This is a genomic window from Bifidobacterium pluvialisilvae, assembly GCF_019331695.1.
Lineage (GTDB): Bacteria > Actinomycetota > Actinomycetes > Actinomycetales > Bifidobacteriaceae > Galliscardovia > Galliscardovia pluvialisilvae.
Genome location: NZ_JAHBBI010000003.1, coordinates 32998 through 56320, shown reverse-complemented (window position 1 = coordinate 56320; position 23323 = coordinate 32998). Strand labels below are relative to the sequence as shown.

At 65.1% G+C, this 23323-nt stretch carries 18 protein-coding genes, 1 tRNA gene and 1 pseudogene; 10 read left to right on the top strand and 10 right to left on the bottom strand.

What is annotated here, in order from left to right; all coding sequences use genetic code 11:
- Window positions 1-75: 75 nt before the first annotated feature.
- Complete coding sequence (locus KIH77_RS03070; protein WP_219099616.1) at window positions 76-1761, bottom strand: DivIVA domain-containing protein; 1686 nt, start codon at window positions 1759-1761, stop codon at window positions 76-78.
- A gap of 164 nt (window positions 1762-1925) precedes the next feature.
- Between KIH77_RS03070 and KIH77_RS03065 the strand changes: the two genes are divergently transcribed.
- A tRNA-Val gene (locus KIH77_RS03065) sits at window positions 1926-1999 on the top strand.
- Between the two features lie 248 nt (window positions 2000-2247).
- Here KIH77_RS03065 and KIH77_RS03060 read toward each other — a convergent pair.
- Window positions 2248-2703, bottom strand: a complete 456-nt coding sequence (locus KIH77_RS03060; RefSeq protein WP_219099615.1) for a DUF3052 domain-containing protein — start codon at window positions 2701-2703, stop codon at window positions 2248-2250.
- 59 nt (window positions 2704-2762) lie between these two features.
- Window positions 2763-3638 carry a YlbL family protein gene (locus KIH77_RS03055; RefSeq protein WP_372445356.1) on the bottom strand — a complete coding sequence of 292 codons (876 nt, stop codon included), beginning with the start codon at window positions 3636-3638 and terminating at the stop codon, window positions 2763-2765.
- Window positions 3639-3746: 108 nt separating this feature from the next.
- Between KIH77_RS03055 and KIH77_RS03050 the strand changes: the two genes are divergently transcribed.
- A complete protein-coding gene (locus KIH77_RS03050; protein WP_219099613.1) occupies window positions 3747-5210 on the top strand; it encodes a zinc-dependent metalloprotease in 1464 nt (487 codons plus the stop codon).
- 269 nt (window positions 5211-5479) lie between these two features.
- Here the strand turns inward: KIH77_RS03050 and KIH77_RS03045 are convergent, their stop codons facing one another.
- Window positions 5480-6976 carry an ATP-dependent helicase gene (locus KIH77_RS03045; RefSeq protein WP_308283180.1) on the bottom strand — a complete coding sequence of 499 codons (1497 nt, stop codon included), beginning with the start codon at window positions 6974-6976 and terminating at the stop codon, window positions 5480-5482.
- Between the two features lie 85 nt (window positions 6977-7061).
- On the opposite strand from KIH77_RS03045, the gene KIH77_RS03040 reads away from it, so the two are divergent.
- On the top strand, window positions 7062-8534 hold the full coding sequence (locus KIH77_RS03040; RefSeq protein ID WP_219099611.1) for a phosphotransferase: 1473 nt from the start codon (window positions 7062-7064) through the stop codon (window positions 8532-8534).
- A gap of 54 nt (window positions 8535-8588) precedes the next feature.
- Window positions 8589-8816, top strand: a complete 228-nt coding sequence (locus tag KIH77_RS03035) for a DUF3107 domain-containing protein (protein WP_219099610.1) — start codon at window positions 8589-8591, stop codon at window positions 8814-8816.
- A 65-nt stretch (window positions 8817-8881) separates the two neighbouring features.
- Here the strand turns inward: KIH77_RS03035 and KIH77_RS03030 are convergent, their stop codons facing one another.
- The gene (locus tag KIH77_RS03030) at window positions 8882-9754 is read right to left on the bottom strand and encodes a PHP domain-containing protein (RefSeq protein ID WP_219099609.1); all 873 of its coding nucleotides are present in this window, start codon (window positions 9752-9754) and stop codon (window positions 8882-8884) included.
- 151 nt (window positions 9755-9905) lie between these two features.
- Between KIH77_RS03030 and KIH77_RS03025 the strand changes: the two genes are divergently transcribed.
- Entirely contained in the window at window positions 9906-10574 is a 669-nt protein-coding gene (locus KIH77_RS03025; protein WP_372445355.1) for a vitamin K epoxide reductase family protein, read from the top strand.
- A 71-nt stretch (window positions 10575-10645) separates the two neighbouring features.
- On the opposite strand, the gene dapF is transcribed toward KIH77_RS03025, so the two are convergent.
- A complete protein-coding gene (gene dapF, locus KIH77_RS03020) occupies window positions 10646-11566 on the bottom strand; it encodes a diaminopimelate epimerase (RefSeq protein ID WP_219099607.1) in 921 nt (306 codons plus the stop codon).
- A 76-nt stretch (window positions 11567-11642) separates the two neighbouring features.
- On the opposite strand from dapF, the gene murI reads away from it, so the two are divergent.
- The 3 genes from murI (at window position 11643) to KIH77_RS03005 (ending at window position 14944) form a co-directional block, all read left to right on the top strand.
- On the top strand, window positions 11643-12419 hold the full coding sequence (gene murI, locus KIH77_RS03015; RefSeq protein WP_219099606.1) for a glutamate racemase: 777 nt from the start codon (window positions 11643-11645) through the stop codon (window positions 12417-12419).
- A gap of 112 nt (window positions 12420-12531) precedes the next feature.
- Complete coding sequence (locus tag KIH77_RS03010; protein ID WP_219099605.1) at window positions 12532-13374, top strand: patatin-like phospholipase family protein; 843 nt, start codon at window positions 12532-12534, stop codon at window positions 13372-13374.
- A 196-nt stretch (window positions 13375-13570) separates the two neighbouring features.
- Window positions 13571-14944: an FAD-dependent oxidoreductase gene (locus KIH77_RS03005; protein ID WP_219099604.1), complete on the top strand. Its 1374-nt coding sequence runs from the start codon at window positions 13571-13573 to the stop codon at window positions 14942-14944.
- 655 nt (window positions 14945-15599) lie between these two features.
- On the opposite strand, the pseudogene KIH77_RS03000 reads toward KIH77_RS03005, so the two are convergent.
- Window positions 15600-16757, bottom strand: a pseudogene (locus tag KIH77_RS03000) (trans-sulfuration enzyme family protein); the annotation flags it as partial.
- 202 nt (window positions 16758-16959) lie between these two features.
- Between KIH77_RS03000 and KIH77_RS02995 the strand changes: the two are divergent.
- Both KIH77_RS02995 and KIH77_RS02990 read left to right on the top strand, forming a co-directional pair.
- Window positions 16960-17499 carry a GNAT family N-acetyltransferase gene (locus tag KIH77_RS02995; protein ID WP_219099602.1) on the top strand — a complete coding sequence of 180 codons (540 nt, stop codon included), beginning with the start codon at window positions 16960-16962 and terminating at the stop codon, window positions 17497-17499.
- 186 nt (window positions 17500-17685) lie between these two features.
- The gene (locus KIH77_RS02990) at window positions 17686-18330 is read left to right on the top strand and encodes an alpha/beta hydrolase (protein WP_219099601.1); all 645 of its coding nucleotides are present in this window, start codon (window positions 17686-17688) and stop codon (window positions 18328-18330) included.
- 271 nt (window positions 18331-18601) lie between these two features.
- On the opposite strand, the gene proC is transcribed toward KIH77_RS02990, so the two are convergent.
- From proC to KIH77_RS02975, 3 genes are all read right to left on the bottom strand, one after another.
- On the bottom strand, window positions 18602-19396 hold the full coding sequence (gene proC, locus KIH77_RS02985) for a pyrroline-5-carboxylate reductase (RefSeq protein ID WP_219099600.1): 795 nt from the start codon (window positions 19394-19396) through the stop codon (window positions 18602-18604).
- 154 nt (window positions 19397-19550) lie between these two features.
- The gene (locus tag KIH77_RS02980; protein WP_219099599.1) at window positions 19551-22433 is read right to left on the bottom strand and encodes an ABC transporter ATP-binding protein/permease; all 2883 of its coding nucleotides are present in this window, start codon (window positions 22431-22433) and stop codon (window positions 19551-19553) included.
- 157 nt (window positions 22434-22590) lie between these two features.
- Entirely contained in the window at window positions 22591-23247 is a 657-nt protein-coding gene (locus KIH77_RS02975) for a DedA family protein (RefSeq protein WP_219099598.1), read from the bottom strand.
- Window positions 23248-23323: the final 76 nt, after the last annotated feature.

The window sequence follows — 23323 nt, the reverse complement described above, 5'->3', positions numbered from 1 at the left end:
CGAACCCGGTGTCGACGGGGTTGTCGTTCGGTGATTGACTCACTTGCTGTTCACCTGCTTCTGATGGATTGCCTGTCAGGATTTCTTCTCGTCGTCCGTGGGGAACGTCAGGCTGGGGATGTGGAAGTCCAACGCCGGGATGGAGCTGGTGTCGAGCAGCGACGACAGGTAGTCGTCCGCTTCGCTCGCCGATGCCCGGTGGGCGGCGTCCCCCGCGTCGTCCTTCTTCGGGGCGGTGCCTGCGGGGGCGACGTCGGGCGCATGCGAAACCGCGGACGTACCCGTCGTTGCGGACGTGTTCGAGGGCGCGGGAGCGTACGCCGATTCATATGACGAGGCCAGATACGGCGTGGTCCGGATGCCGTCGTCGCCGGCATCGTCCTTGCCGGCGCCGTCGAGTGCGTCGAAGTCGAAGGAGTACGCCTCGGTCTGTCCGAGGGCCGGAGACGGCTCCGGCACCGCATTGCCGCCCGAAGCCGGGGAGGAGACGGCGGGCGATGCCGGCGACGGCGGAACGGTGGGCGCCTGCGCGGCCGGAGTCATCGCCGGTGACGGCGCGGTACCGGTGGCCGGGGCTGAGGCCGGGGCCGGGGAGGACGCGAAGTCGAACCGGTGGGATGCCGCGGCGGCCGGGGCCGGCGGTGCGGGCAGGTCATCCGGCGTGTATGCGGCGGTCTCCTCGAGCGGGGACGGTTCCGGCGCCGAAGGACGCCGTGACGTGTCGGCGGCGGGGGCCTGGGACTTGGCTGCGGCGCCTGTCGCGTTCACCAGTCCCGCCAGCGACCCGCTGACCGCGGCCGCGGGCGACTGGGCGAAGGGCAGGCCGTCGTTGTTGCCGCTGAAGATCTCGTTCTCCGCCTTGCGCAGATCGTAGAACGAGGAGTCCCTTCCCCCGTTCCCTCCGGCGTCCTGCGCCGGGGCCGGGGCCGCGGCCTTGCGCGGGGCGTATCCGTAGCCTTCCAACGGCTCGGTCCTGGCCTCGTTCTTCGGCTGGGGCACGGTGTTGAACAGCATCTCCGTGGGACGCTTGTTCAACGGGGCCGGTGCGGACTGGACGGCCGCGCGGACCGGGGCCGCGGGCGCGTCGGCGTCGGCATCGGCGACGCCGACCTTGGACAGCGGCCCTTCGAGGCGCGCGAACGATTCGAGGCGGGACAGCACCTGCACGGCGCGGTTGAGGTATGCGTCCACCTGTCGTTCGCTGTATCCGCGACGTCCGGTGCGCTGGGTGAAGATGATGTTGGAGACGCGCATCGACGTCAGTTCGGCGTCGGCCTTGTCGTCGACGTCCCCGTCGCGGTCGGATTCGCCGAGCTCGCGACGGATCTTGCCCACGATCTGCGCGACCAGACGGTCGACCTGCTTGCGGTCGTACGACGGCTTCTTGTCCTCCCCCGGGGAGAAGCGATCCTTCTCGGGGCGTTCCGACCGGGGATACAGGCTGTGGGCGAGCTGCTCGGTGGTGGCCCGCCACGCGACGCGGCCGAACGAGGCCACGTCCCATTGGGTCTGCTTGTCGACCACGGCCTTCTCCAGACGGTTGAGCGCCGCGTCGACCTGTGAGATCACATACCCGTCCTTCTCAAGCGCGAAGGAGACGTTCTGGATGTCCTCCTGGGTCATCTTCGGTTCGGCGTCCTCGTACAGGGTATGGGCTCGTTCGAGGAAGGAATTGACCTGGCTGACGTCGTAGCCCCACTTGTGTTTTCCCGCCTTCGCGATCGAAGCGCCATTCCGCCCTGTCTCACGCTGATGCGCCATAAAACCGACCTCCCCCGGCTGCGATGGATTTCTTTGACTACAGTCACCTTACGTGATTGCGCGGTCAAATGTCGTACCGGAACCGGACGGACACGAAAAAACCAGCAAAAAATACGACACGCGGGACCGTCGTCCATATGGAATACGTTATCCTAGACGATTGCGGGTGATTAGCTCAGTTGGTTAGAGCGCCACCTTTACACGGTGGATGTCAGGGGTTCGAGTCCCTTATCACCCACATGCCGGGAACGTTGGAATATCAACGTTCCCTTTTCATTTTCCTTCGATTTCACGACTCCATGCCCACATCGTGCCCGCATTTTGGGCTATAACCCTAGGGCACTTTATCACCCACAATGAAAGGCCGTTGGACAATCCCAACGGCCTTTTCAATTCACGAATGTGCCAATGCACGCCAAAAACCGTCAATTTTCCACCCTAATCGACGATTCATGAATGGAAGGGGCCTCTACCGGCCCCACATCATCATCTTCCTTTTCCGAACGCGCGCAGACGAACCGCATTCCAGTCGGCGTTCAGCGTCTGCGGGGTAGCGGCGTTCATTCCGGACGTCTTCGCCGCGTTCTCAATGGTCGTGGCACCTGCGGCGCCCTCACGCCCCGGCTTCGGGGTCAGCACCCAGAACGGGGCGCCATCGGTGAGCACGGTGGCTGCGTCCATGATCGTGTCGGACAACGCGTCCTCGTCGTCGCCATCACGCCACCACAGGATCACGCCGTCGACGTCGGAGTCATAATCCTCGTCGACGAGGTCCTCGCCGGTGATGGTCTCGATGCCCTCGCGGATGGAATCATCCACGTCATCGTCCCATAGCCATTCCTGAATGATGTCGCCGGAATGGAATCCAAAAACGTCAGCCGTATGCCTAGTAGTTTCAACCACGGGTTCAGCATAGCAACACTTGCGGAACAACAACGGCATCGAAACCACGAATGTACGAATAGTGGTCGTCCGCCGCGGGACGACGCCATTCGACGACGTCATTTCACGGCGCAATGCGGCAGGGAGCCGCCCTTGCCCTGCCCGATGGCGACCAGGGCCTTGTACGCCTCGGACAGGTTGGACACGCTCACGTCGCGCAGACCGGCCGGCACATGACCGACGACCTCGTCGCAGTTGTCCTTCGGGGCGAGGAACCATGTGGCGCCGTCGCGTTTGGCGCCGAGCATCTTCAGCCTGATGCCGCCGATCGCGCCCACCTTGCCGTCCTTGTCGATGGTGCCGGTGCCGGCGATGGTCCTGCCGCCGGTCTCGTTCTGCGCGGTGAGCTTGTCGATGGCTCCCAGCGCGTACATCATGCCGGCGGAGGGGCCGCCAATTTCGTCGACGTTCATGGAGATCGTCACACCGGACGTGTCCATGCCGCGGGCCGCGAGGAACTTCAGCGCCTGTGCGGAGGCGGTGTCCTGTGCGCCGGTCATCTCCTTCTTCGCCGTGCGCGTGTAGTCGTCGCCGCTCTGCCCGGGCGGAATCACCGCCTCGCGCGGCAGCACGCCGGCATGGGGGTTCGCCCAGGCCACCAATGCCTCCGCGTTGGTCGGCGGCCAGTCGATGCCGTAGCTGTTCACCGTGGTCAGCAGCAGACGGCCGGTGTCGTCATGGGTCTTCGCGCCCTTGACCACGATCATCGGCCTGGCGTCGCCCGACCCGCCGGCGTCGTCGGTGCCCACCGTGCCGAGCACATCCCTGGTGGGACCGGGCCCCTCGGTCACGTAGCCGCTGGGCATGCACAGCATGACCACGCACAGCACGGCACCGATGAGACCGAGGCTGTATTTCAGGCCGCGAACACGGAAATACCACATGATGCGCGACGGCATGGCGCTGACGGCGAACTTGGCGCGTTTGAGATGCATGATGGACATACCCCTCATAGTATGGATGCAAAGGACTTCTTTATAGTATTGGAGTCAACAATAACAACCGTAGCGGCGCTCATGCGTCGGGCAACAGATGGTGAAGGTATGGAAGACAACGAACTGCATCAGTGGCTTATCGACTCCTTCGGCCCGGTTCAGGGGGAAATGGCGTGGAAGCAGTTTTCCGCGCTGCCCGAATCGATTCGCGACCAGATCATGAGCCAGGGGGTCGAGGGGCTGCCCAAGCCGTCGGAGGTCCGTTCGCTGGCGGAGGCGCTGACGGCGGGAGGCCTCAACACCGCGGGCGACGTGCATCGCACGATGGAGGAGGGGCCGATCAACGTGAAGCTCGCCCAGTCCATCGCCCTGAACAAGACCCGCGAGGCCGGCTCCGCATCGATGGTCAGCGCCGAGGACGGCGCGGCGGCCCGGCAGTCGCTGAGCGAGGCGAACCTGTGGCTCGACACCGTCACCGAATTCGATCCGGTCAAGGGACAGGCCGATGTGCTCACCCGCGCCGAATGGGTGGAGCGCACGCTGCCCTCGTGGGCGTCGTTCGCCGCGCCGGTGGCCGAGTCGATGAACGACGCGTTGGCCTCGGTGCTGTCCGAACGTCTCGGCGGCGCGATCGACGGCGAGGTGTCCGGCATGTTCGCCGGGCCCGTGCCGATTCCGATTCCCGACGACCTCAAGGACCCGGCCATGCTGATGAAGCTGCTGGGCAACACCTCGTTCGCCATGCAGCTGGGCCAGGCGGCCGGCAACCTCTCCAGCGAGGTGCACGGCAGCTTCGACCAGGGCATCGCCTTGCTGAAGAACCCGGCCGGCGCGCTGATCCCCGAGAACATCGACGCCTACGCCAAGGAGCTGGAGATCGACAGGGCCGAGGTCATGGGGTTCCTCGCCCTGCATGAGGTGGCCCACGCCCGCCTCTACGCCTCCGTGCCGTGGCTGATGCCCCGTTTCGAGGCGCTGATCGGCAAATACGCGCGCGGCATCTCCATCGACCTCGACGCCATGGAGGAGCAGCTGCGCGAGGCCGAGGCCATGAATCCCGAGTCCATCGCCGGCGCGGTGAACCTCGCCAAGGTCGGCATCAGCGACTCTCCCGAGCAGAAGGAGGCGCTCGACAGCCTCGAGACGCTGCTCGCCCTGGTCGAGGGCTGGGTCGACTGCGTGGTGTGGCGTGCCGGCATGGCCCATCTGCCGCATATCGAGCAGCTGCGCGAGATGATGCGGCGCGAACGCGCCGTCGGCGGACCGGCGGAACTGACGTTCGAATCGCTGCTGGGGCTCAAGCTCCGTCCGAAGCGACTGCGCGAGGCCGCAGGGCTGTGGGAATCCATCACCACGGCCGAAGGCGCCGCGGAGCGCGACCGCAGGTGGGGGCATCCCGACCTGCTGCCGACGTTCACGGACGACAAGCCGGCCGGCGACGGGTCCCAGGCCAGGAGCGCCGCCGACGGGTCCCGCCCCGGCACTTCGGTGGATTGGGACGCCGAACTCAGCAAGCTCCTTGACGAGAACAACGGCGGCGACAACGACAAAGGGAGCGACGGCGGCAACTGACCCGCCTTCCGCCGTCCCGGGTGAACGGCCGCGAAGGCCCGCCCTGTGTCATCCTGAGCGGAGGACGGAGTCCGGAGTCGAAGGATCTTTGTTTGTCATGGCAAAAGATTAAAGATTCTTCGACTCGCTTACGCTCGCTCAGAATGACAAGGCAGATTATCGCTCGCCCGGCGTGACAACAACCCGCCGACCGCCTAGCACGGCAACAACCCGCCGCCGACCGCCTAGTGCGTCAACAACCCGCCGCCGCACGCCCGACTCGGCAACGACTATCTGAGGAAACGACTCGGGGTACGGCGCTGCATACTTGCGGCGTCCTTGGCCGCGGCGAAGGAAAGGTCCACGGTGTCCTCGCCGCGGGTGACGGCCACGTACATGAGCCGCCGCTCCTCCTCGAGAAGCTCCCCCGGCGCGGGCGAGCCGAACGGCATCAGCCCTTCCGAGCATCCGATGATGAACACGTGCCGCCATTCCAGACCCTTGGCGGCGTGAATGGTGGAGATGCTGACGGCTCCGGCGGGGCCGGCGGCGATGTCGGCCGCGGCCGCCCGAGCCGCCGCACCGGACGAGTCGAGGAGCGACGCCTCGCTCTGCCCGTATTCGGTGCGCACCCGCGAGCGGATTCGCAGCCGGGACAACGCCGCACGGACCATCGCCCCCTGCGCGTTGATGCGCATGAGCACGGCGATGTCGCCGGGATCGACGCCACGGTCCACCAGTGCGGCGATCTTCCTCGCCACCCCTTGCGCCTCCTTCTCGTCGGTGTCGTAGGAGGAGCACATCATCCTTCTGCCGGGGTCGCGGCCCGAACGAAGGTCGAGATAGTCGTCGGCGCAGGCCGCGGCGGACAGCACCCTGTTGGCGTAGCGCACGATCTGCGGGGTGGAACGGTAGTCCGTCTCCAGTTTGACGTCGGCGTTCAGCGAACGGAACTCGTCGCCGAAATTCAGCAGATAGTAGCTGGTGGCCCCGGCGAACGAGTAGATGGTCTGCGCCGGATCGCCGACCACGCACAGGGAGTCCCGCTCCCCCATCCACAGTTTCAGCAGCCGGTGCTGCAGCGGGGAGACGTCCTGGTATTCGTCGACGGTGACCCAACGGACCCCGGAACGGATCGAGGCCGCCTGCTCCTCGAAATGCTCGAGCACGTGGCAGGCCATGAGCAGGATGTCATTGAAGTCGATGCGGTTGCGTCCCGTCTTCGTCTGCTCGTACGCCGTGATGACGTCCGCCATGCGTCCGGCGTCCAGCTCCGCGGGCGGTATCCGATGCGTGGCCGCGCACACGCGTTCGTAGTCCTCGGGGGCGATCAGCGACACCTTCGTCCAATTGATCTCCGCAAGCAACGCGCGGACGATCATCGGATCGACGCCCGTCTCGCCCGTCACCCGCGTATAGGCGGCGGCCACGACCTCCCTCGGATCCTCGAGGATGGCCGGGAAGTACGCCTCGCTCAGCTCGGGCCATACGCGACGCAGCTGCTTCAGCGCGGCGGAATGGAACGTCGCCGCCTTCACCTGTGGCACGCCGAGCGCCGCCAGACGGGAACGCATCTCCGCCGCGGCCTTCACCGAGAAGGTGACGGCGAGGCTTCCCATCGGGTTCCACGCCCCGGTGGCGCATGCGTAGGCTATGCGGCGTGTGATGGTGCGGGTCTTGCCCGCGCCCGCGCCCGCCATGATGCGCACGGGGCCGTCGACGGCGCGCGCGGCCGCGGTCTGCGCCTCGTCGAGTCCCTGGAGAATTTCCTCGCCTGTTGTGTTCACATGCCCATTCTTGCAGGTTTCCTGAACGAATCGGAAGCCGACGTGCATTAGAGTGGGACACGTGAGTGAACGTTCAGTATTTACCTTGGCAGCTCTTGCATCCGCCGCCATGCCGAATCTCGCCGTGGCCAGCACGCGTGAATCCGAGCAGTATCCGCTCTCCGGCGCCGACGGCATCGATACGGCCGTGGTCACCGACACCACGGGCCGGGAGTTCGACGTCAGCGTGTCCGACACTACGGCCGGGAAGAAGCTGCTGCTGACCCGCGCGGATTCATCGGCCGCATTGCTTCGCGCCAAGGAGCCCGCGGGACTGGGCTTCGCGCTGGAACGCACCGTGGCGTTCCAGTCGGGCGAGCACGCCAACGGTCCCACCGGCTCCACCGCCGTGCTCATCACCGTGCACAACGAGGGGTTCGCCACCCCGCTCGACCAGTTGACCGAAAGCCAATGCGTCTCCGTGGGCACGGCCATCGGCGCCATCCACCGTCTGCGTCCGGCGTTCCTCGAAAAGGAGCGGTACCCGTCATTCTCCTCCATGCAGATCAGGAACCAGCTGGTCTCGTGGATCGCCCGTCTGAAGGAGGCGGGCCATGTCCCCGACGAGATCACGTCGAGCTGGGACCGCATCGTGGCCACCGAGGGACTGTGGGCGTTCCACACCTGCCCGGTGCACGGCGGATTCGACGACGGCGACATACTGTTCTCGAGCACCGGTCTCAACGCCATCTACCACTGGAGCAACATGCAGGTCAACGACCCGGCGCGTGACCTGGCCTGGATCTTCAGCCGGCTCGACTCCAAGCGCCGCAACAACGTGCTGTCCGCCTACGCGCGGCTGATCGGATCCCGGCTCGACGACCTCATCATGCTGCGGGCCAGCCTGTGGCTGCAGATGGAGCAGGTGGGCGACTTCATCCGGGCGCTCGACCGCGCCGACAACGACAGGATCATCGAGTTCAAGGCACAGGTGGAGCGGCTCGCCCACCAGCTTTCCGTGCGGGCGTCCAAACTCGCGCCGCAGGGCGACTCCAAGAAGTCCGAACGCCATCCTTCCACGATCACCGTGGGCACACTGCTGGAGAACGACGCACAGGACGACCGGCAAGCCGGGCGGCGTGCGGACCGTCCCGGGCCGGCACCTGCCGCCGAACCACGGAACACCCCGCAGGACGACCGTCGGGACCGCGATGCCGCGCAGACGTCGTTCCCGCCGAAAACCAGGCGCCAGCGTCCCCTATTGGACGAGCCGACCGACGCGCACCCGCAGGCACCGGAGTCCAAGACCGACGTGGTGACGCCGCCCGACGTGAAAAGCGACGACACGCGGACCGTGGCCCTGCCGAGGCTGACCGAGGCGGACTTCGACGACGAGGGCAACATCGCCCCCGACGGCGGCGCAACCGTGGAGGCCCCCGACGACAACCACGTGGGCGGCCATCCGACCGGCTACGTCTCGCTGATCGGCGACGCATCCGACGGCGGGACCCCGGACGCCGTTGACGCCGACAGCGAAGAGCCTACGGACGATTCGGACGGATCCGACGGGAATCGCTAGAATCCGGTAATAGTGTTGATAACCAGCAACCGGCCATACGGCCAAGGAGGAATCATGGACGTCGAGATCGGCATTCAGAACGTCACCCGCCCGGTGAGCTTCGCCACCGACAAGTCCGCGGACGAGGTCAGCGCCGCGATCAGCGAGGCCGTGAAGAACGGCGAGGTCGTGGACCTCACCGACACGAAGGGCCGCCGCATCGTCATCCCCGGCAAGGCCATCGGCTACGCCATCGTGGGCTCGGATACTTCTCATCCGGTTGGATTCGGCGCACTGAACTGACCCCAACCCTCGGCCCCCGCTTGCGGGGGCCGTTTCGGTTTCGCCAAGACCGGGGACGGCCCGGCCTACCGCACGATGCCGATGGCACCCCGGCGCGCGATCTCCTCCACCGTCGCGGCATCGGTCGTGTTCTCCCCCATGACGTTCGGCTTGCCCGCGCCATGCCAGTCGGAACCTCCGGTGGTCAGCAGATGCAGGTCCCGGGCCAGCCCCAGCAGACGCTGCTGCTGTTCGGGGGAGTTGTCGCGATGGAACACCTCGAGACCATCCAGTCCGGCCTGCGCAAGACCGGCGATATGCTCATCGGTGAGGATGCGCTTGTTGCGCGAGGTGGCCGCAGGGTGCGCGATGACGGCGACGCCGCCCGCATGCTTGACCGCCTCGACCACCGTCCTCGCATCCGGCGAGACTATCGGCACGTAATACGGGCCGTTCTTGTTGATGGTGCCCGCGAACGCGGCGGAACGGTTCGGGAAGAACCCCAACGCCACCATGGCGTCGGCGATATGCGGCCGGCCTATGGTCGTCGCCTCCCCCTCCTTCACCTGCGCGATCACGTCGTCCCATGTGATGGGAAAGTCGGCGGACAGGTTCTCCACCATCTTCTTCATGCGTTTCGTGCGGTTCTCGCGCGTGGTCTCGAACAGGGAGCGCAGCACCTCGTCGTCCGGTGAATACAGCAGACCGAGCATATGCACGCAAATGCCGTCCACGTCGGCGGTGATCTCCGTGCCCCGCACCAGCGGCACGCCATAACGGCGGCTCGCCTCCTCCGCCTCGTCCCAGCCGGCCCACGTGTCGTGGTCGGTGATGCCGACGCCCGCGAGTCCCCGCCGGCGCGCCTCGAGAACCAGTCCCTCCGGTGATTCGGTGCCGTCGGAGTATGCGCTGTGGCAGTGCAGATCCCAGCCGGCGTTCGTTACGTTTCGTGCAGTCATATCACTATCGTAAGCTGTTGGCGTCATAAATACACGTCAGTCGCGATGACATCATGCCCTGCAATGGCATGACGATGCGCGGCGGACACCTTCACGGGCGCCGCCCATGGACGGCGCCGACGGACGTCAGGGGGACGAGACGATGACGACGATGGTGGACGACTACCAGGCGGATGGCTACCGGGGAACACCGCGGGGATGGCGGCACGGCGCCACATGGACCTATCTCGTCATGCTGGTCATGTCGCTCGTGGCGCTCGGCGTGTCGTTCGTGCTCTCGGCCGAGACGCTGCATCTGGCCCGCAACCCCGACGTCAAGCTCGACTGCGACGTGAACTCCGTGGTCTCCTGCTCCACGGTGGCGCAGAGCTGGCAGGCGGAGATCATCCACCTCGGCGACCTGAGCTATCCGAACGCGTTCTTCGGCATCGCCGCCGAGGCCGTATTCGTCACCGTTGCCGTCATCGGCCTCGCACGCGTGGCCGTGCCCCGCTGGTTCGCCATCTGCACATGGCTGGGCGGCCTGGCCGCGCTCTTCTACGCATACTGGCTGTTCACGCAGTCGGTGTTCGTCATCCGCGCGCTGTGCCCGTGGTGCCTGGTGCTGATGTTCTCCACGACCATCCAGTTCATGGCGCTCTCGCACGCGAGCGTGCAGACGCAGGACCTGCCGCGCGCCGACGGTCCGCTCGGCGGCCTGCGCCGCGGCCTGGACACGTACTACCGCCTCAACCTCGACCTCATGATCGACGTCGTCTGGGTGCTTGTCCTCGTCACCGTCATCATGCTCAACGAGGGTGTCTCCCTGCTCCGGTTCTAGGCTCCAGGCATTAGGTTCCGGGCCACACACCCGGAACCCCCGCCCCAGCGGCTTGGGCCACGGCGACTTCGCTACAGCAGCTCCACCCTGCCGACGATGGCGGCATCGCCGGTGAGCTCCACGTGCCCGTCATCCACATGCACCATGAGCGTGCCGCCGCGCACGGTGATCGTCCAGTCGTCGATGCCGGCGAGCCTGCGCAGAGTGACCGCCGTGGCGCACAGGCCCGTGCCGCAGGAGAGCGTCTCGCCGCAGCCGCGCTCGTTCACCCGCATGAACGCCACACCATGGTTCGCTTTACGGTCGATGGCGTCCACGCGCACGAACTCCGCGTTCTGGTCGGATTCCAACACGGGGTCGACCACCGGCTTGGCCGCGAGGTCGAGGTCCGCGACCGCCGGCAGCGTAGCGCCGTCGGCGAGCCCACTGCCGCTGCGGTCCTCCAGCACGGCGACCACATGCGGGTTGCCCATGTCGACGAACGTGCCGCGGGCCGATCCTTCGTGTCCGGGAATCGTTACCGTGAACGTCTTCTCCTCCGCGCACTTCCATGCACCCATGTCGATGCGGAACACGTTGCGTCCCAGCCCCTCGACCGCCCCCAACGAGGTGAGCGTCTTCACACCGGCGCGCGTGCCCAACCGGAACGGCTCGCCGCCCGGCCCCGCCGCGTATCCCATCATCTGCGCGAACAGGGCGGTCACACGCGTGCCGTTGCCGCACATCTCGGCGAGCGAGCCGTCGGCGTTGCGGTAGTCCATGAACCAGTCCACTCCCGCCTTCTCGAACTCATCCACCTGTCCGTCGTCAAGGTCGGAGACGTATCGCGGATGCGTCAGCCGCAGCAACCCGTCGCCTCCGACGCCGAAATGACGGTCGTCGAGGAAACGAATCTCCTCCTCGGTCGGTTCGTGGTCGCCGTCGGCATCGGCGTATACGACGAAGTCGTTGCCGGTGCCATGCCCTTTGTAAACAGTCTGGGGAATGCTCATGAAACCCAAGACTATGGCAGTGAAACGACTAATCTTGTAGGGGATTATCTCGAGAACCCGTCACAAGGAGGACCATATGTCGTCGAACGCGCCCATCGGAGTGTTTGATTCCGGACTCGGCGGACTGTCCGTGGCCAGGCAGCTGCGCCACGACATGCCGAACGAGTCGGTGCTGTATTTCGGCGACAGCGCCCACGCGCCCTATGGCCTGCGGCCGCCGGAGGAGATCCGCGGCTTCTGCTTCGACATCTGCGACCGGTTCGTGCGGCAGGGGGTCAAGGCCATCGTCGTAGCCTGCAACACCGCCACGTCGGCCGCCGTCAACGATCTGCGCGAACGCTACGACATCCCGATCATCGGCATGGAGCCGGCGCTCAAGGTGGCCTGCGACCGCGGGCACGGCGTGCGTCAGCACGTCATCGTGGCCGCCACGCCGCTGACGCTGAAGGAGCGCAAGTTCGCCGACCTGCTGCACCGGTTCGATTCCGAACACGACATCCGCAAGCAGCCGTGCCCGGAACTGGTCCGCATCGTCGAGGCCGGCGAGCTGGGCGACCACGATCTGGTGATGGACACGTTGCATGGCTATTTCGACCGGTACGACCTCGATTCCATCGACAGCGTGGTGCTCGGCTGCACGCATTTCGTGTTCTACCGCGACTATTTCCGCGAGCTGCTTCCCACGCACACCGCCATCATCGACGGCAACGAGGGCACGATCAACCATCTCGGCGTGATTCTCGAATCGCTGGGAGGACTGGCCGAGGACACGCATCCCGGCTCGGTCGAAATCGCCAATTCGGACACTTCCGAACGTATTGTCGAACTGTCGCACACCCTGCTCGGCGAATAGCGTATCATCGACCGCATAACGGCGGACGGGCATCGGTCGGTCTCGATTCGACGTCGTCCGTCATGCAGCCGGCGGCGGACGGGCATACGAACCGTCATGGAAGGGAGTCGTCATGAAGACGGGAATCATCGACGTCGGGGGCGGATTCCGCGCGATCTACGGCGCGGGCGTCGTCGATCGTCTGCTGGAGGACGATGTGCGCATCGATTACGCCATCGGCGTATCGGCGGGCAGCGCCAATCTGACGTGCCTGCTCTCGAAGCAGAAGAACCGCACGTACCGTTTCTACACGGGCTACGCGTTCCGCCGTGAATACGCGAGCACCTATAATTTCGTGCACGACCGTAATTTCGTGCATCTCGACTACGTGTACGGCACGCTGTCGAACCACGACGGCGAGGACCCCCTCGACTACGAGGCCGTGAAGAACAGCCCCATCGAATACTATGTGGTGGCGGCCGAGGCGGAGACGGGCCTGCCGCACTATTTCCCCAAGTCGCGCATGCATCAGGACGATTACGACATCTGCAAGGCGTCGAGCGCCGTACCGGTGGCCTGCGAGCCGTACGTGGTCGACGGGGTGCCGTATTTCGACGGCGGCATCGCCGATCCGATCCCCGTGCAGAAGGCGTTCGACGACGGATGCGACAAGGTGGTGGTCGTGCTCACGCGTCCGAAGGATGTGCTGCGCGAGCAGAAACGCGACAAGGGGCCCGCCGCCATCCTCCGCCGCACCTACCCCGAGGCCGCGGAACGGCTGCTGAACCGATACCGGACGTACAACGACGAGGTGGCGCTGGCGAAGCGATACGAGGATGAGGGCCGGGTGCTGATACTCGCCCCCACCGACCTGTACGGGCTTTCCACGCTGCACAAGTCCTATGAGGGGCTGAACCTCATGTACCGGCGCGGATATGCCGACGCCAAGGCCGTGGCCGAGTTTTTCGCCGCATGACGTCTTACGACGCGACGAATGTGTGACGACATATGACGTCGTGACAGCATGCATCCGCATGTCGTCACGACGTTTTGTGACTATTCTTACCCTGTAATCGTTTTGTTATCTTTCGGCGAACGTGTTGCCGCGATTTGCCATAGCGGTCTTCTATAGTTGGGTGTTGACACATACAACAAAACATGGGAGTTTTGCTATGACCACCGTAGCCATCGTCGGTTGCACCCACGCGGGAACGTTCGCCGCGCAGTCCATTCTTCAGGCCCATCCGGATTGGGATGTGCACGTCTACGAGCGCAATGACACGCTCTCGTTCCTTTCCTGCGGCATCGCCCTGTGGGTCGGCGACCACGTCTCCGACCCGAAGAAGATGTTCTACTCCTCCCCCGAGGCGCTGGCCTCGCTGGGCGCGACGATGCATATGGAGCACGACGTGCTCAGCGTGGACGTCAAGGGCGGCTCGCTGGTGGCCAAGGACCTCAAGACCGGAGAGGAAAGCACGCTGGAATTCGACAAGCTCGTGGTGACGACCGGCTCCAAGCCGGTGACGCCGCCGATTCCGGGTCTGGCGGAAGGCCTTGGGGACGGCCGCGTGAAACTGTGCAAGAACTGGGGCCACGGCCTGGCCATCAAGGAGATGGCGAAGAGCGCGAAGAAGGTGGCCGTGATCGGCGCCGGATACATCGGCGCGGAGCTGGCCGAGCAGTTCAGCGAGATCGGCGTGCAGTCGGTGCTCGTCGACGGCCTCGACCGCGCGCTGGCGAAGAACTTCGACAAGCCGATCTCCGACGTGGTGGAGCAGGCGTTCACCGATCACGGCGTGACGCTGGCATTGGGCCACATGGTCACCGAGTTCCGCCTCAACGATTCCGGCACCGTGACCGTGGTGACCTCCGAGGACGAGTTCGAGGTGGATTGCGCCATCATGGGCGCGGGCTTCCTGCCGCGCACCGACCTGTTCGCCGGGCAGCTCGACATGCTGAAGAACGGCGCCATCACCACCGACGAGTACATGCGCGCCACGATCAGCGGCGAAAGCGAGCCGTCGCAGGACGTGTTCGCCGCCGGCGACTCGGCCACCGTGTTCTACAACCCGACCGGCACCTACGACTACATCCCGCTGGCCACGAACGCGGTGCGTCAGGCGCTGCTCGTGGGTGCGAACATCGTGGAACCGACGCAGAAGTACATGGGCACGCAGGCCACCAGCGCCGTGCAGCTCTATGACCTGTCGCTGGCGGCGACGGGCCTGACGCAGGGCGGCGCCGAGGCGCGCGGCGTGAACGTGAAGTCGACGACGCTGACGCAGGACTTCCGTCCGGCGTTCATGCTCACCACCACGCCGGTGACGGCCACGCTCACCTGGGACCCGGAGACCCGCAAGATCAAGGGCGCGCAGTTCCTGTCGAAGCAGCCGGATGTGGCGCAGGCGGCGAATGCGGTGTCCATCGCCATCCAGGCGGGCTTCACCATCGACCAGCTGGCCAACGTGGACCTGCTCTTCCAGCCGAACTTCAGCCAGCCGGTCAACTACCTCGCCGCCGTGGCGATGCAGGCCGTGGCGTCGTGAGACAGTCCGGTGGACTGTCGAGCAGCCACGGGCGTAGCGGTTCCGCCAAGGAACCGCGAAGCAAGCAAGGCGCGGGCATAGCCCGCCCACAATTGCAGACCGTGGCGTCGTGAGGCCGATTGCCCTCGCCTCCCTCTGACGAGGGAGGTGGCACGGCGAAGCCGTGACGGAGGGAGAGAACGAAAGCACCACAGCCGCCAAGGCACAATCACGGCAACCACCGTAATCACGGGCGGCGCAGCCATCACCGTTCCAGTCTCTCCCCCAGTCGGCTCACGCCGACAGCCCCCTCGTCAGAGGGGGCCCGCCGCAGTCGCGGCGTCCCATCCCCGCCTCCCTCTGACGAGGGAGGTGGCACGGCGAAGCCGTGACGGAGGGAGAGAACGAAAGCACCACAGCCGCCACGGCACAATCACGGTCACAATCTCTCCCCCAGTCGGCTACGCCGACAGCCCCCTCGTCAGAGGGGGCCCGTTCCGTCTGCAAGCGACTGACGCCCACAACCCTTTCAGAGGGAGGCCTGCTCGTTCAGCGGGTTCACCGGAACCTCGCGCCGCTCCGTCTCCCCCAGCTCCCCGCCGAACGCCTGCTCGAACGACCGGGAGTCCACGGCGATGCGATTGCCGTCGTTGCGCCCGGAGAACGCGTTGCGTTCCGCGATGTCAAGCGCCTGCTTGAGGTCCTCGAGCAGGTCGAACACGTCTTCGATGCCGACGGAGAGGCGGATGAGCTCGTCGCTGATGCCGAGCTTGAGCCGCTCCTCGCGCGGCACCTCGAAGTGGGTCATGCGTGCGGGGAACTCGGCGAGGCTTTCCACCGCGCCGAGGCTCACGGCCAGCCGGAACACGTGCAGGTTGTTGAGCACGTCGGCCGGATTCACGCCCTTCTTCACCTCGAAGGAGAGCACGCCGCCGAAGCCGTTGAGCTCGCGCACCGCCAGATGGTAGTCGGGCGAGTCGGCCAGTCCCGGATAATGCACGTCGGCGACGACCGGGCTGTTCTTGAGGAACCGTGCGATGGTGAGCGCGTTCTCCTGCTGACGGTCCATGCGCAGTGCGAGCGTCTGGATGCCGCGGCGCACGGCGTCGCATTCGGCGGGGGCGAGCACACCGCCGAGACGGTTGAGCGAGAAGTAGAGGCGTTCGGCGATGTCCTTCTTTCGGGCGACGGCGAGTCCTGCGTTCACGTCGGAGTGCCCGGCGAGGTACTTGGTGGCGGAGTGCAGCACGATGTCGACGCCGACGTCGAGCGGACGCTGCAGGTACGGGGTGAGGAACGTGTTGTCGACGATGGCGATGGCCTTGTGCTCGTGGGCGATGTCGGCGAGCGCGGCGGTGTCGTTGACCTTGAGCAGCGGGTTGGTGAGGGTTTCGAAGTAGATGGCCTCGACGTGCTCGCCTTCGTCTTCGACGGCCTTGAAGACCTTTTCGACGAGTTTGAGGTCGGTGGTGTCGATGGGGTGGAAGATGAGTCCCCAGCGGGTGAAGTGTTCGTTGATGAGCGAGTAGGTGCCGCCGTAGATGTTGTCGCTGACGATGATGTGGTCGCCGGGCTTGAAGATGGCGAGCGCGGCGTGGATGGCGGCGAGTCCGGAGGCGAAGGCGAAGCCCTGACAGCCGTGTTCGAGCTGGGCAATCTGCCGTTCGAGGAATTCGCGCGTGGGGTTGCCCGATCGCGCGTAGTCCCAACGCGGGGTGTCCTCGACGGATTTGAACGTGTAGGTGGAGGAGTTGTAGATGGGCGGGTTCACCGCGCCAGTATTGTTGTCGTTCACCGGTACGCCGTGTACGAGCTGCGTCTTCAACCGTGCCATCGTCTTCCCCTTCTGTCGTTCGTGTTCCTGTTGCGAAAAGTCCGTTGATTACAGCTAAGCGCGCGCCTTCCTTGCTTTCAAGCGCGTCAGCATAGGTAAAATCTATATGGCGTGCGACCGGCGACGTCGTTGCAACGATTGATAGCCGGTTATAGATTTTGCTGACGGGTCTCGTCCCGTCGGGTTGGAGGGAACGGGAACGATGTGCGTTCGTCATACGACCATTCGTCATGCGACGTTGGATGATCTCGATGCGATCGCCGCGGTGGAGTCGGCGTGCTTCCCGCCGGCGGAGGCCGCGTCGCGCGAGGATTTCCGCCGGCGTCTGGAGGCGTATCCGAATCATTTCTGGCTGATGGTCGACAACGAAAACGACAGTGCTGCCGACGGTGCCGATAATCATGGCGGCGGCACGCTGATCAGTTTCGTCAACGGCATGACGACGGACGAACGCGATCTTGCCGACGTGATGTATGCCGATGCCGCGATGCATGACGAGCACGGCCGGTGGCAGATGGTTTTCGGCGTGAATACGATGCCGGAATATCGCCGGCATGGGTATGCGTCCGCGGTGCTGCGCCGGGTGATTGATGACGCCCGCGAACAGGGGCGTGCCGGTGTGGTGCTGACGTGCAAGACGGAGAAGATCGCGTTCTATGCGCGGCTTGGCTTCGTGGACGAGGGCGTCTCCGATTCCACGCATGGTGGCGTCGTCTGGCATCAGATGCGCGTCACGTTCTGACCGTCACATCAATACACGGTTTTCTGGCCCCCTCTGACGAGGGGGCTGTCGGCGTCAGCCGACTGGGGGAGAGACTGTGGCCGTAGACCCGTGGGCCATCGGCCATACCGTATCGCCCGCAGGACGATTCCACCGCTATGACGCCGTTCCCCGTATGCTGGATATGGCAATCAAGGAAGGACCATCATGGAAATCACCAAGACGTTGACGAAACTCAACGGCAATCCCCGCCGGCCGGTGTTCGTGCTGCTGCACGGCTGGGGGTCGAACGAATACGATCTGCCGGACCTGCTGCGCTTCTGCGCGCCGGACGCGGACTATGCGTCACTGCGTGCGCCGATCGATTACGGCATGGGATACACGTGGTTCGGCACGTGGGATCATGAGGGCGTGCCGGTCGGCGCATCACTGGACAAGCAGGCGTTGGAGGCCGCCGAAGCCGTGGACCGTTGGGTGGCGGCGAACATTCCCGCCGACCGTGACGTGGTGGCGATGGGCTTCTCGCAGGGCGGTCTGCTGGCCGGTCATCTGCTGCGTGTGAACCCGGAGCGGTACCGGGCTGCGGTGTGCTTCTCCGGCTGGCTGGCGCCGGGCGCCGTGGCCGGAGACGAACGTCTTGCGGAACTGGTTCCCCCGGTGTTCTACGGCCATGGAGCCGCCGACACCATCTTCCCGAAGGAGGAGGTGGCGGCGATGGGCGACTTCTGGAGGAAGCACGGCACGCTGACCGAGAAGGTGTATCCGGGCATGGCGCACAGCATCAACATGCCCGAGATGCGCGACGTGGCGACGTTCCTGCAGGGCATCGGCGCCGCCGGCCCGATGTTCTAGCCGGTTCAGGAAGGAGACCCCGTCATCCTGAGCTGGCGGCCCCCGTGTGCGTCATCCTGAGCGAGTGCTCTCCTTGTCATCCTGAGCGAGCGCAGCGAGTCGAAGGATCTATGAAAACCCAAGGGGTCCAAGATCCTTCGACTACGACCTGACGGTCTGCGCTCAGGATGACATTAAGGAGTACGGCCTCCGCTCAGGATGACATTAAGGAATACATCCTCCGCTCAGGATGACATTAGGGGCATGCCCTCCGCTCAGGACGCCAAAGGAATCACAGTTCGCGGGAGCGCTGGGCGGCGGCGGAGACGGCCTTCATCACGGTGCCGCGCAGTCCGGCCTCCTCGAGCACGGCGTAGCCGGCGATGGTGGTGCCGGCCGGCGAGGTGACCATGTCCTTGGCGGCGGCCGGCGTCATGTTCTTGTCGAGGATGAGCTTGGCCTCGCCCAGGCAGGTCTGCGCGGCGAGCCGGTAGGCGGTGGCGCGCGGCAGACCCTCCTTGAGTCCGCCGTCGGCGAGCGCCTCGATGAACAGCGCCACGAACGCGGGTGCACTGCCGGAAAGGCCGGTGACGGCGTCGAGCAGGTGTTCGGGCACGAATTCGACGATGCCGAGCGATTCGAACAGCGCCTTGGCGAAGGCCTTCTCGTCGTCGGTGAAGTCGCTGTCGGAGTCGAGCGCGAAGGCGCCGGCGCCGACGAGTGCCGGGGTGTTGGGCATGAGTCGCATGACACGCGGCGTGCCGTCGACGGTGTCGCGCACGCGGTCGGCGGTCACGCCGGCCATGATGGACAGGATGGCCTTGCCGTCGAAGGAGCCGGCCTTGGCGGCCATGGCGGCGAACATCTGCGGCTTGACGGCGAGCAGTACGATGTCGCTGGCGGCGACCACGTCCTTCTCGCTGGCGGCCGTGCCCAGCCCCAGCGACTTCGCGTAGGCGATCTTCTCGGCATTGGGGTCGAAGATGGTGACGTCCGACGCCTTAATTACGCCGTGTTCGATGGCGCCGCCGATGATTGCGCCGCCCATGTTGCCGAATCCGATAACGCCGATGTGCTTTCCTGCCATCATATGGTCCTTTCTGGTGCGTCGGGCGGATGGGAACGGCGCCTGTCGCCCGTTCCCCCATCCGCCCTGACTAGAACGCAGTCTAGTTTTGCAATATATCGTGCATGCAACGTCGAGGAAAACCGACGTTACCGACGTCATCGCGTACGCAACGTCATTCCGTACGCAACGCGGTGGCCGGATCCTGCCTAGCGGCCTTCTTCGACGGGATGAGCCCGCCGATGAGCGTCAATACGACGCTGAGCACCACGAGGATGACGCCGCCGCCCACGGGCAGCACGGCGTTGACGTCGTTGTTGCCGATGAGATGATGCAGCAGCTGGTTGCCGGGGATGAGCAGCAATAGGGTGACGCCGATGCCGATGAGTCCGGCGAGCAGGCCGATGATGCCGGTCTCGGCGTTGAACACCTGGGAGATGTTGCGTTTCGAGGCGCCCATGGCGCGCAGGATGCCAATCTCCTTGGTGCGTTCGAGCACGGAGATGTATGTGATGATGCCGATCATGATCGACGACACGATGAGCGAAACGCTTACGAACGCCATCAATACGTAGGAGATGACGTTGATGATGGTGGTCACGGAGTTCATCATCAATCCCACGTAGTCGTTGTAGACGATCTTGTCGGCCTTCTTGACGCCGTCGTTGTAGTGGCTGATGGCGTCGCCGACGGCGTTCTTGTCGTCGAAGCTGTCGGTGTAGATGCTGATGGCGGTGGGCGCGTCGCGGCCGACGACGCCGAACGCGGCGAGGTTGTCGTCGTAGTCGCCGCTGGAGACGTACTGGTCGTAGATCTTCACGAGCGTGGCGGTGGGGGCGGTGGCGATGTACGCGTCGAACTGGTCGGCGAGCTGCTGTTCGCTCATCGCGCCCATGGCGGCAGCGGCGCCGGACGCGCCGGTCGTGGCCTCCGATCCGTATGCGGATGCGGCGCCGGACGCGTCCGTCGTCGTGCCGGCCGCCGCTCCCCCGCTTTGTGCGGAGGCGCCGGCGGAGTCGCCGAGCATGGACCGCGCCATGTTCGCCTTGTCGCTGACGCCGAGCGACGCCACGTAGGTCTTCGCGTCGGCGGCCTTCGCCTTGTCGTCGGCGGGCGAGAACGCGAGGTCGTTGAGCACGTTCCTCTTCGGCGAGGCCTTCTGCGCCTTGACGATGGCACTGTCGTTCGCGTAGTCGATGAGGTAGTTCGTCAGGTCGCGCGTGTAGCCGACGCCGGCGGCCAGCGGTGTGGTCTTGGAGTCGGCGTGGGGCCGGACGACGCCCACGATCTTCAGTTTCATGGCCTTGTCGGCGAGTTTGGCTACCTCGTCCTCGTCGTCGACGACGTATCGGTACGTGCCGTCGGCGTTCTTCACGTACTGGTCGGCGGCGGGCACGAGCCGAAGCGTCTGGTCGAGGGCCTTGTCGTAGTCGATGCGGCCGGTGTCGGTCTTGACGTCCTTGCCGTCGTTGATCTTCGTCATCATGTCGTTGTAGTCGCTGGCGGGCAGCAGGCCGAGCTCGTAGAGCGTGGTGAGCGAGACCTTGTTGTTCTGGTCGAGCACGAGCACCACCTGGTCCTTGGCCTTGGGCCAGGAGCCTTTGACGACCTCGTAGTTGTCGGTGATGACCTTGCTGATGCGCTGGCCGGACTTCGCGCCGGGCATGATCTCGTTGAACGATTCGGGCGCGGTGTTCTCGTCGGTCTTGCCGGTGATCATCGACATCTGCGTGCGTTGGATGTCGGCCATGTTCTGCGACGACCGGGCGCCCAACGACGCCATCTTCGACGACATGGCGTCGCCGGACTTCGAGCCGATGGTCACGCCGTCGGCGTTGACCAGCGTGCCCTTGGGGTCGCGGTCGTAGACGGAGAACTTGACGTCGTACGTGTATTGGATGCCGTTGGCGCCCACGTATTTATGAATCTCGCTGTTCGGGTCGTCGAGATACTTCTTGAATTTGCTGAGGTTGTTCTTGGTGATGGAGCTGGTGAGACTGGACACCTGCTTGATGCCGGAGTCGTCCGGGTAGATGCCGTCGGTCTTCGCGGACGCGCTGCGGCCCTCCTCGGCGTCGGACATCTGCGATTTCATGATGCTCGACATGTCGAACGACTGCGATTGGATCTCGATCGGATACGAGGCCATCGTGTCGCGTTGGATGTTCGAGATATAGGTGTTCACGCCCGTCGAAATGGACAGGATCAGCGCGATGCCGATGATGCCGATGGAACCGGCGAACGACGTGAGTATGGTGCGCGCCTTCTTGGTGCCGAGGTTGTTGAAGCTCAGGGCGAGCGACGTGGCGAACGACATGGACGCGCGGCCCATGGTCTTGTGCACGGCGGGCTTGGCGGCGGCGTCGGAGCCGGGATCGGGCTCGAACGGGTCGGAGTCGCTGCGGATCCGGCCGTCGCGCAGCTCCACGATGCGCGTGGCGTACCGTTCGGCGAGTTCGGGATTGTGGGTGACCATGACGACGAGGCGGTCCTTGGCCACGTCGCGCAGCAGGTCCATGATCTGCACGGAGGTGTCGGAGTCGAGTGCGCCGGTGGGCTCGTCGGCCAGGACGATGCCGGGGTTGTTCACCAGGGCGCGGGCGATGGCCACGCGCTGCATCTGGCCGCCGGAAAGCTGGTTGGGGCGCTTGTCCACGTGGTCGCCGAGGCCGACCTGTTCGAGGGCCTTGCGGGCGCGTTCGCGGCGTTCGGACTTGGAGACGCCGGAGATGGTGAGCGCCAGTTCCACGTTGGAGAGGATGGTCTGATGCGGGATGAGGTTGTAGCTTTGGAAGACGAAGCCGATGGTGTGGTTGCGGTAGGAGTCCCAGTCGCGGTCCTTGTATCGTTTCGTGGAGATGCCGTTGATGACGAGATCGCCGCTGTCGTAGCGGTCGAGGCCTCCGATGATGTTGAGCAGCGTGGTCTTGCCCGACCCGGAGGGGCCGAGGATGGCCACGAATTCGCTGTCGCGCAGGTTGAGGCTCACGTCGTCGAGCGCCTTCTGGACGAAATCGCCGGTCCGGTATTGTTTGGAGATCGACTTGATCTGCAGCATGACCCGTCTCCTTGGTGTATGGCCGAATACACGAGAACCGTATCATATCCGGTTCGCCGGGGAGCGGGATTCGCCTCCCCGGCGAACGGCGATTCCGCAGGCCCCCGGACAACGCCGACGCCGGTGCCGTGAGTGGTCGGGCGCCTGCTGTCAGTCGTCAGTCGGCGTGGGCGGCCTGTGGCTTGCGCGATGCCAGCCATGAGCGCACGCCCTTGACGATCAGCGGCAGCACGGAGATGAACACGATGATGATGCAGGTGGCGTCGATGTTGTCGGCGATGATCGAGACGCGCCCCAGCTGATGCCCGGCGACGGGCACGACGATGCCCCAGGCGAGCGCGCCGACGAGGTTCGCGGAGATGAACTTGCGGTGGCTGTAATGGGTCAGGCCCACGGCGAACGGCACGAACGTGCGTAAGATCGGCACGAAGCGGGCGAGGATGATGGCCTTGTAGCCGTAGTGGTCGAAGAACGCGCGGGCGCGGGCGAGTCGTTCGGCGTTCCTGCCGGTCGTCCATGAATGCAGCAGACGGCTGTCGCCGCCGAACTTGCCGAGCTCGTAGCCGACCTGGTCGCCGATGAACGCGCAGACGCCGACGACGAGGCAGATGATCCACAGGGGCGTGGAGGCGAGCGGGGAGCCGGGCAGGGCCATGGCGGCGGAGACCATGCCGAGCAGGAAGACCAGGGAGTCGCCGGGCAGGAAGAACCCGATGAGCAGGCCGGATTCGGCGAACACGATGAGGGCGGAGACGACCAGCGCCCACGGGCCGGCCGCGCCGATGATGAATTCGGGGCTGAGAAACTGTGGCATGACAATCCTTACGAAGATTTGCGGAACCGGTCATCGCCCATGGCGATGCCGTTGCCTTCACCATGCCATCCGCGTT

Coding starts and splice junctions, on each gene's coding strand:
- dapF (WP_219099607.1), bottom strand. CDS start 11,566: ATGAGCATTCCCCAGACTGTTTACAAAGGGCATGGCACCGGCAACGAC.
- KIH77_RS02975 (WP_219099598.1), bottom strand. CDS start 23,247: ATGCCACAGTTTCTCAGCCCCGAATTCATCATCGGCGCGGCCGGCCCG.
- KIH77_RS03030 (WP_219099609.1), bottom strand. CDS start 9,754: ATGACTGCACGAAACGTAACGAACGCCGGCTGGGATCTGCACTGCCAC.
- KIH77_RS03050 (WP_219099613.1), top strand. CDS start 3,747: ATGGAAGACAACGAACTGCATCAGTGGCTTATCGACTCCTTCGGCCCG.
- murI (WP_219099606.1), top strand. CDS start 11,643: ATGTCGTCGAACGCGCCCATCGGAGTGTTTGATTCCGGACTCGGCGGA.
- KIH77_RS03035 (WP_219099610.1), top strand. CDS start 8,589: ATGGACGTCGAGATCGGCATTCAGAACGTCACCCGCCCGGTGAGCTTC.
- KIH77_RS02980 (WP_219099599.1), bottom strand. CDS start 22,433: ATGCTGCAGATCAAGTCGATCTCCAAACAATACCGGACCGGCGATTTC.
- KIH77_RS02990 (WP_219099601.1), top strand. CDS start 17,686: ATGGAAATCACCAAGACGTTGACGAAACTCAACGGCAATCCCCGCCGG.
- KIH77_RS03005 (WP_219099604.1), top strand. CDS start 13,571: ATGACCACCGTAGCCATCGTCGGTTGCACCCACGCGGGAACGTTCGCC.
- KIH77_RS03010 (WP_219099605.1), top strand. CDS start 12,532: ATGAAGACGGGAATCATCGACGTCGGGGGCGGATTCCGCGCGATCTAC.
- KIH77_RS03060 (WP_219099615.1), bottom strand. CDS start 2,703: ATGCCGTTGTTGTTCCGCAAGTGTTGCTATGCTGAACCCGTGGTTGAA.
- proC (WP_219099600.1), bottom strand. CDS start 19,396: ATGGCAGGAAAGCACATCGGCGTTATCGGATTCGGCAACATGGGCGGC.
- KIH77_RS03070 (WP_219099616.1), bottom strand. CDS start 1,761: ATGGCGCATCAGCGTGAGACAGGGCGGAATGGCGCTTCGATCGCGAAG.
- KIH77_RS03055 (WP_372445356.1), bottom strand. CDS start 3,638: ATGCATCTCAAACGCGCCAAGTTCGCCGTCAGCGCCATGCCGTCGCGC.
- KIH77_RS02995 (WP_219099602.1), top strand. CDS start 16,960: ATGTGCGTTCGTCATACGACCATTCGTCATGCGACGTTGGATGATCTC.
- KIH77_RS03025 (WP_372445355.1), top strand. CDS start 9,906: ATGGTGGACGACTACCAGGCGGATGGCTACCGGGGAACACCGCGGGGA.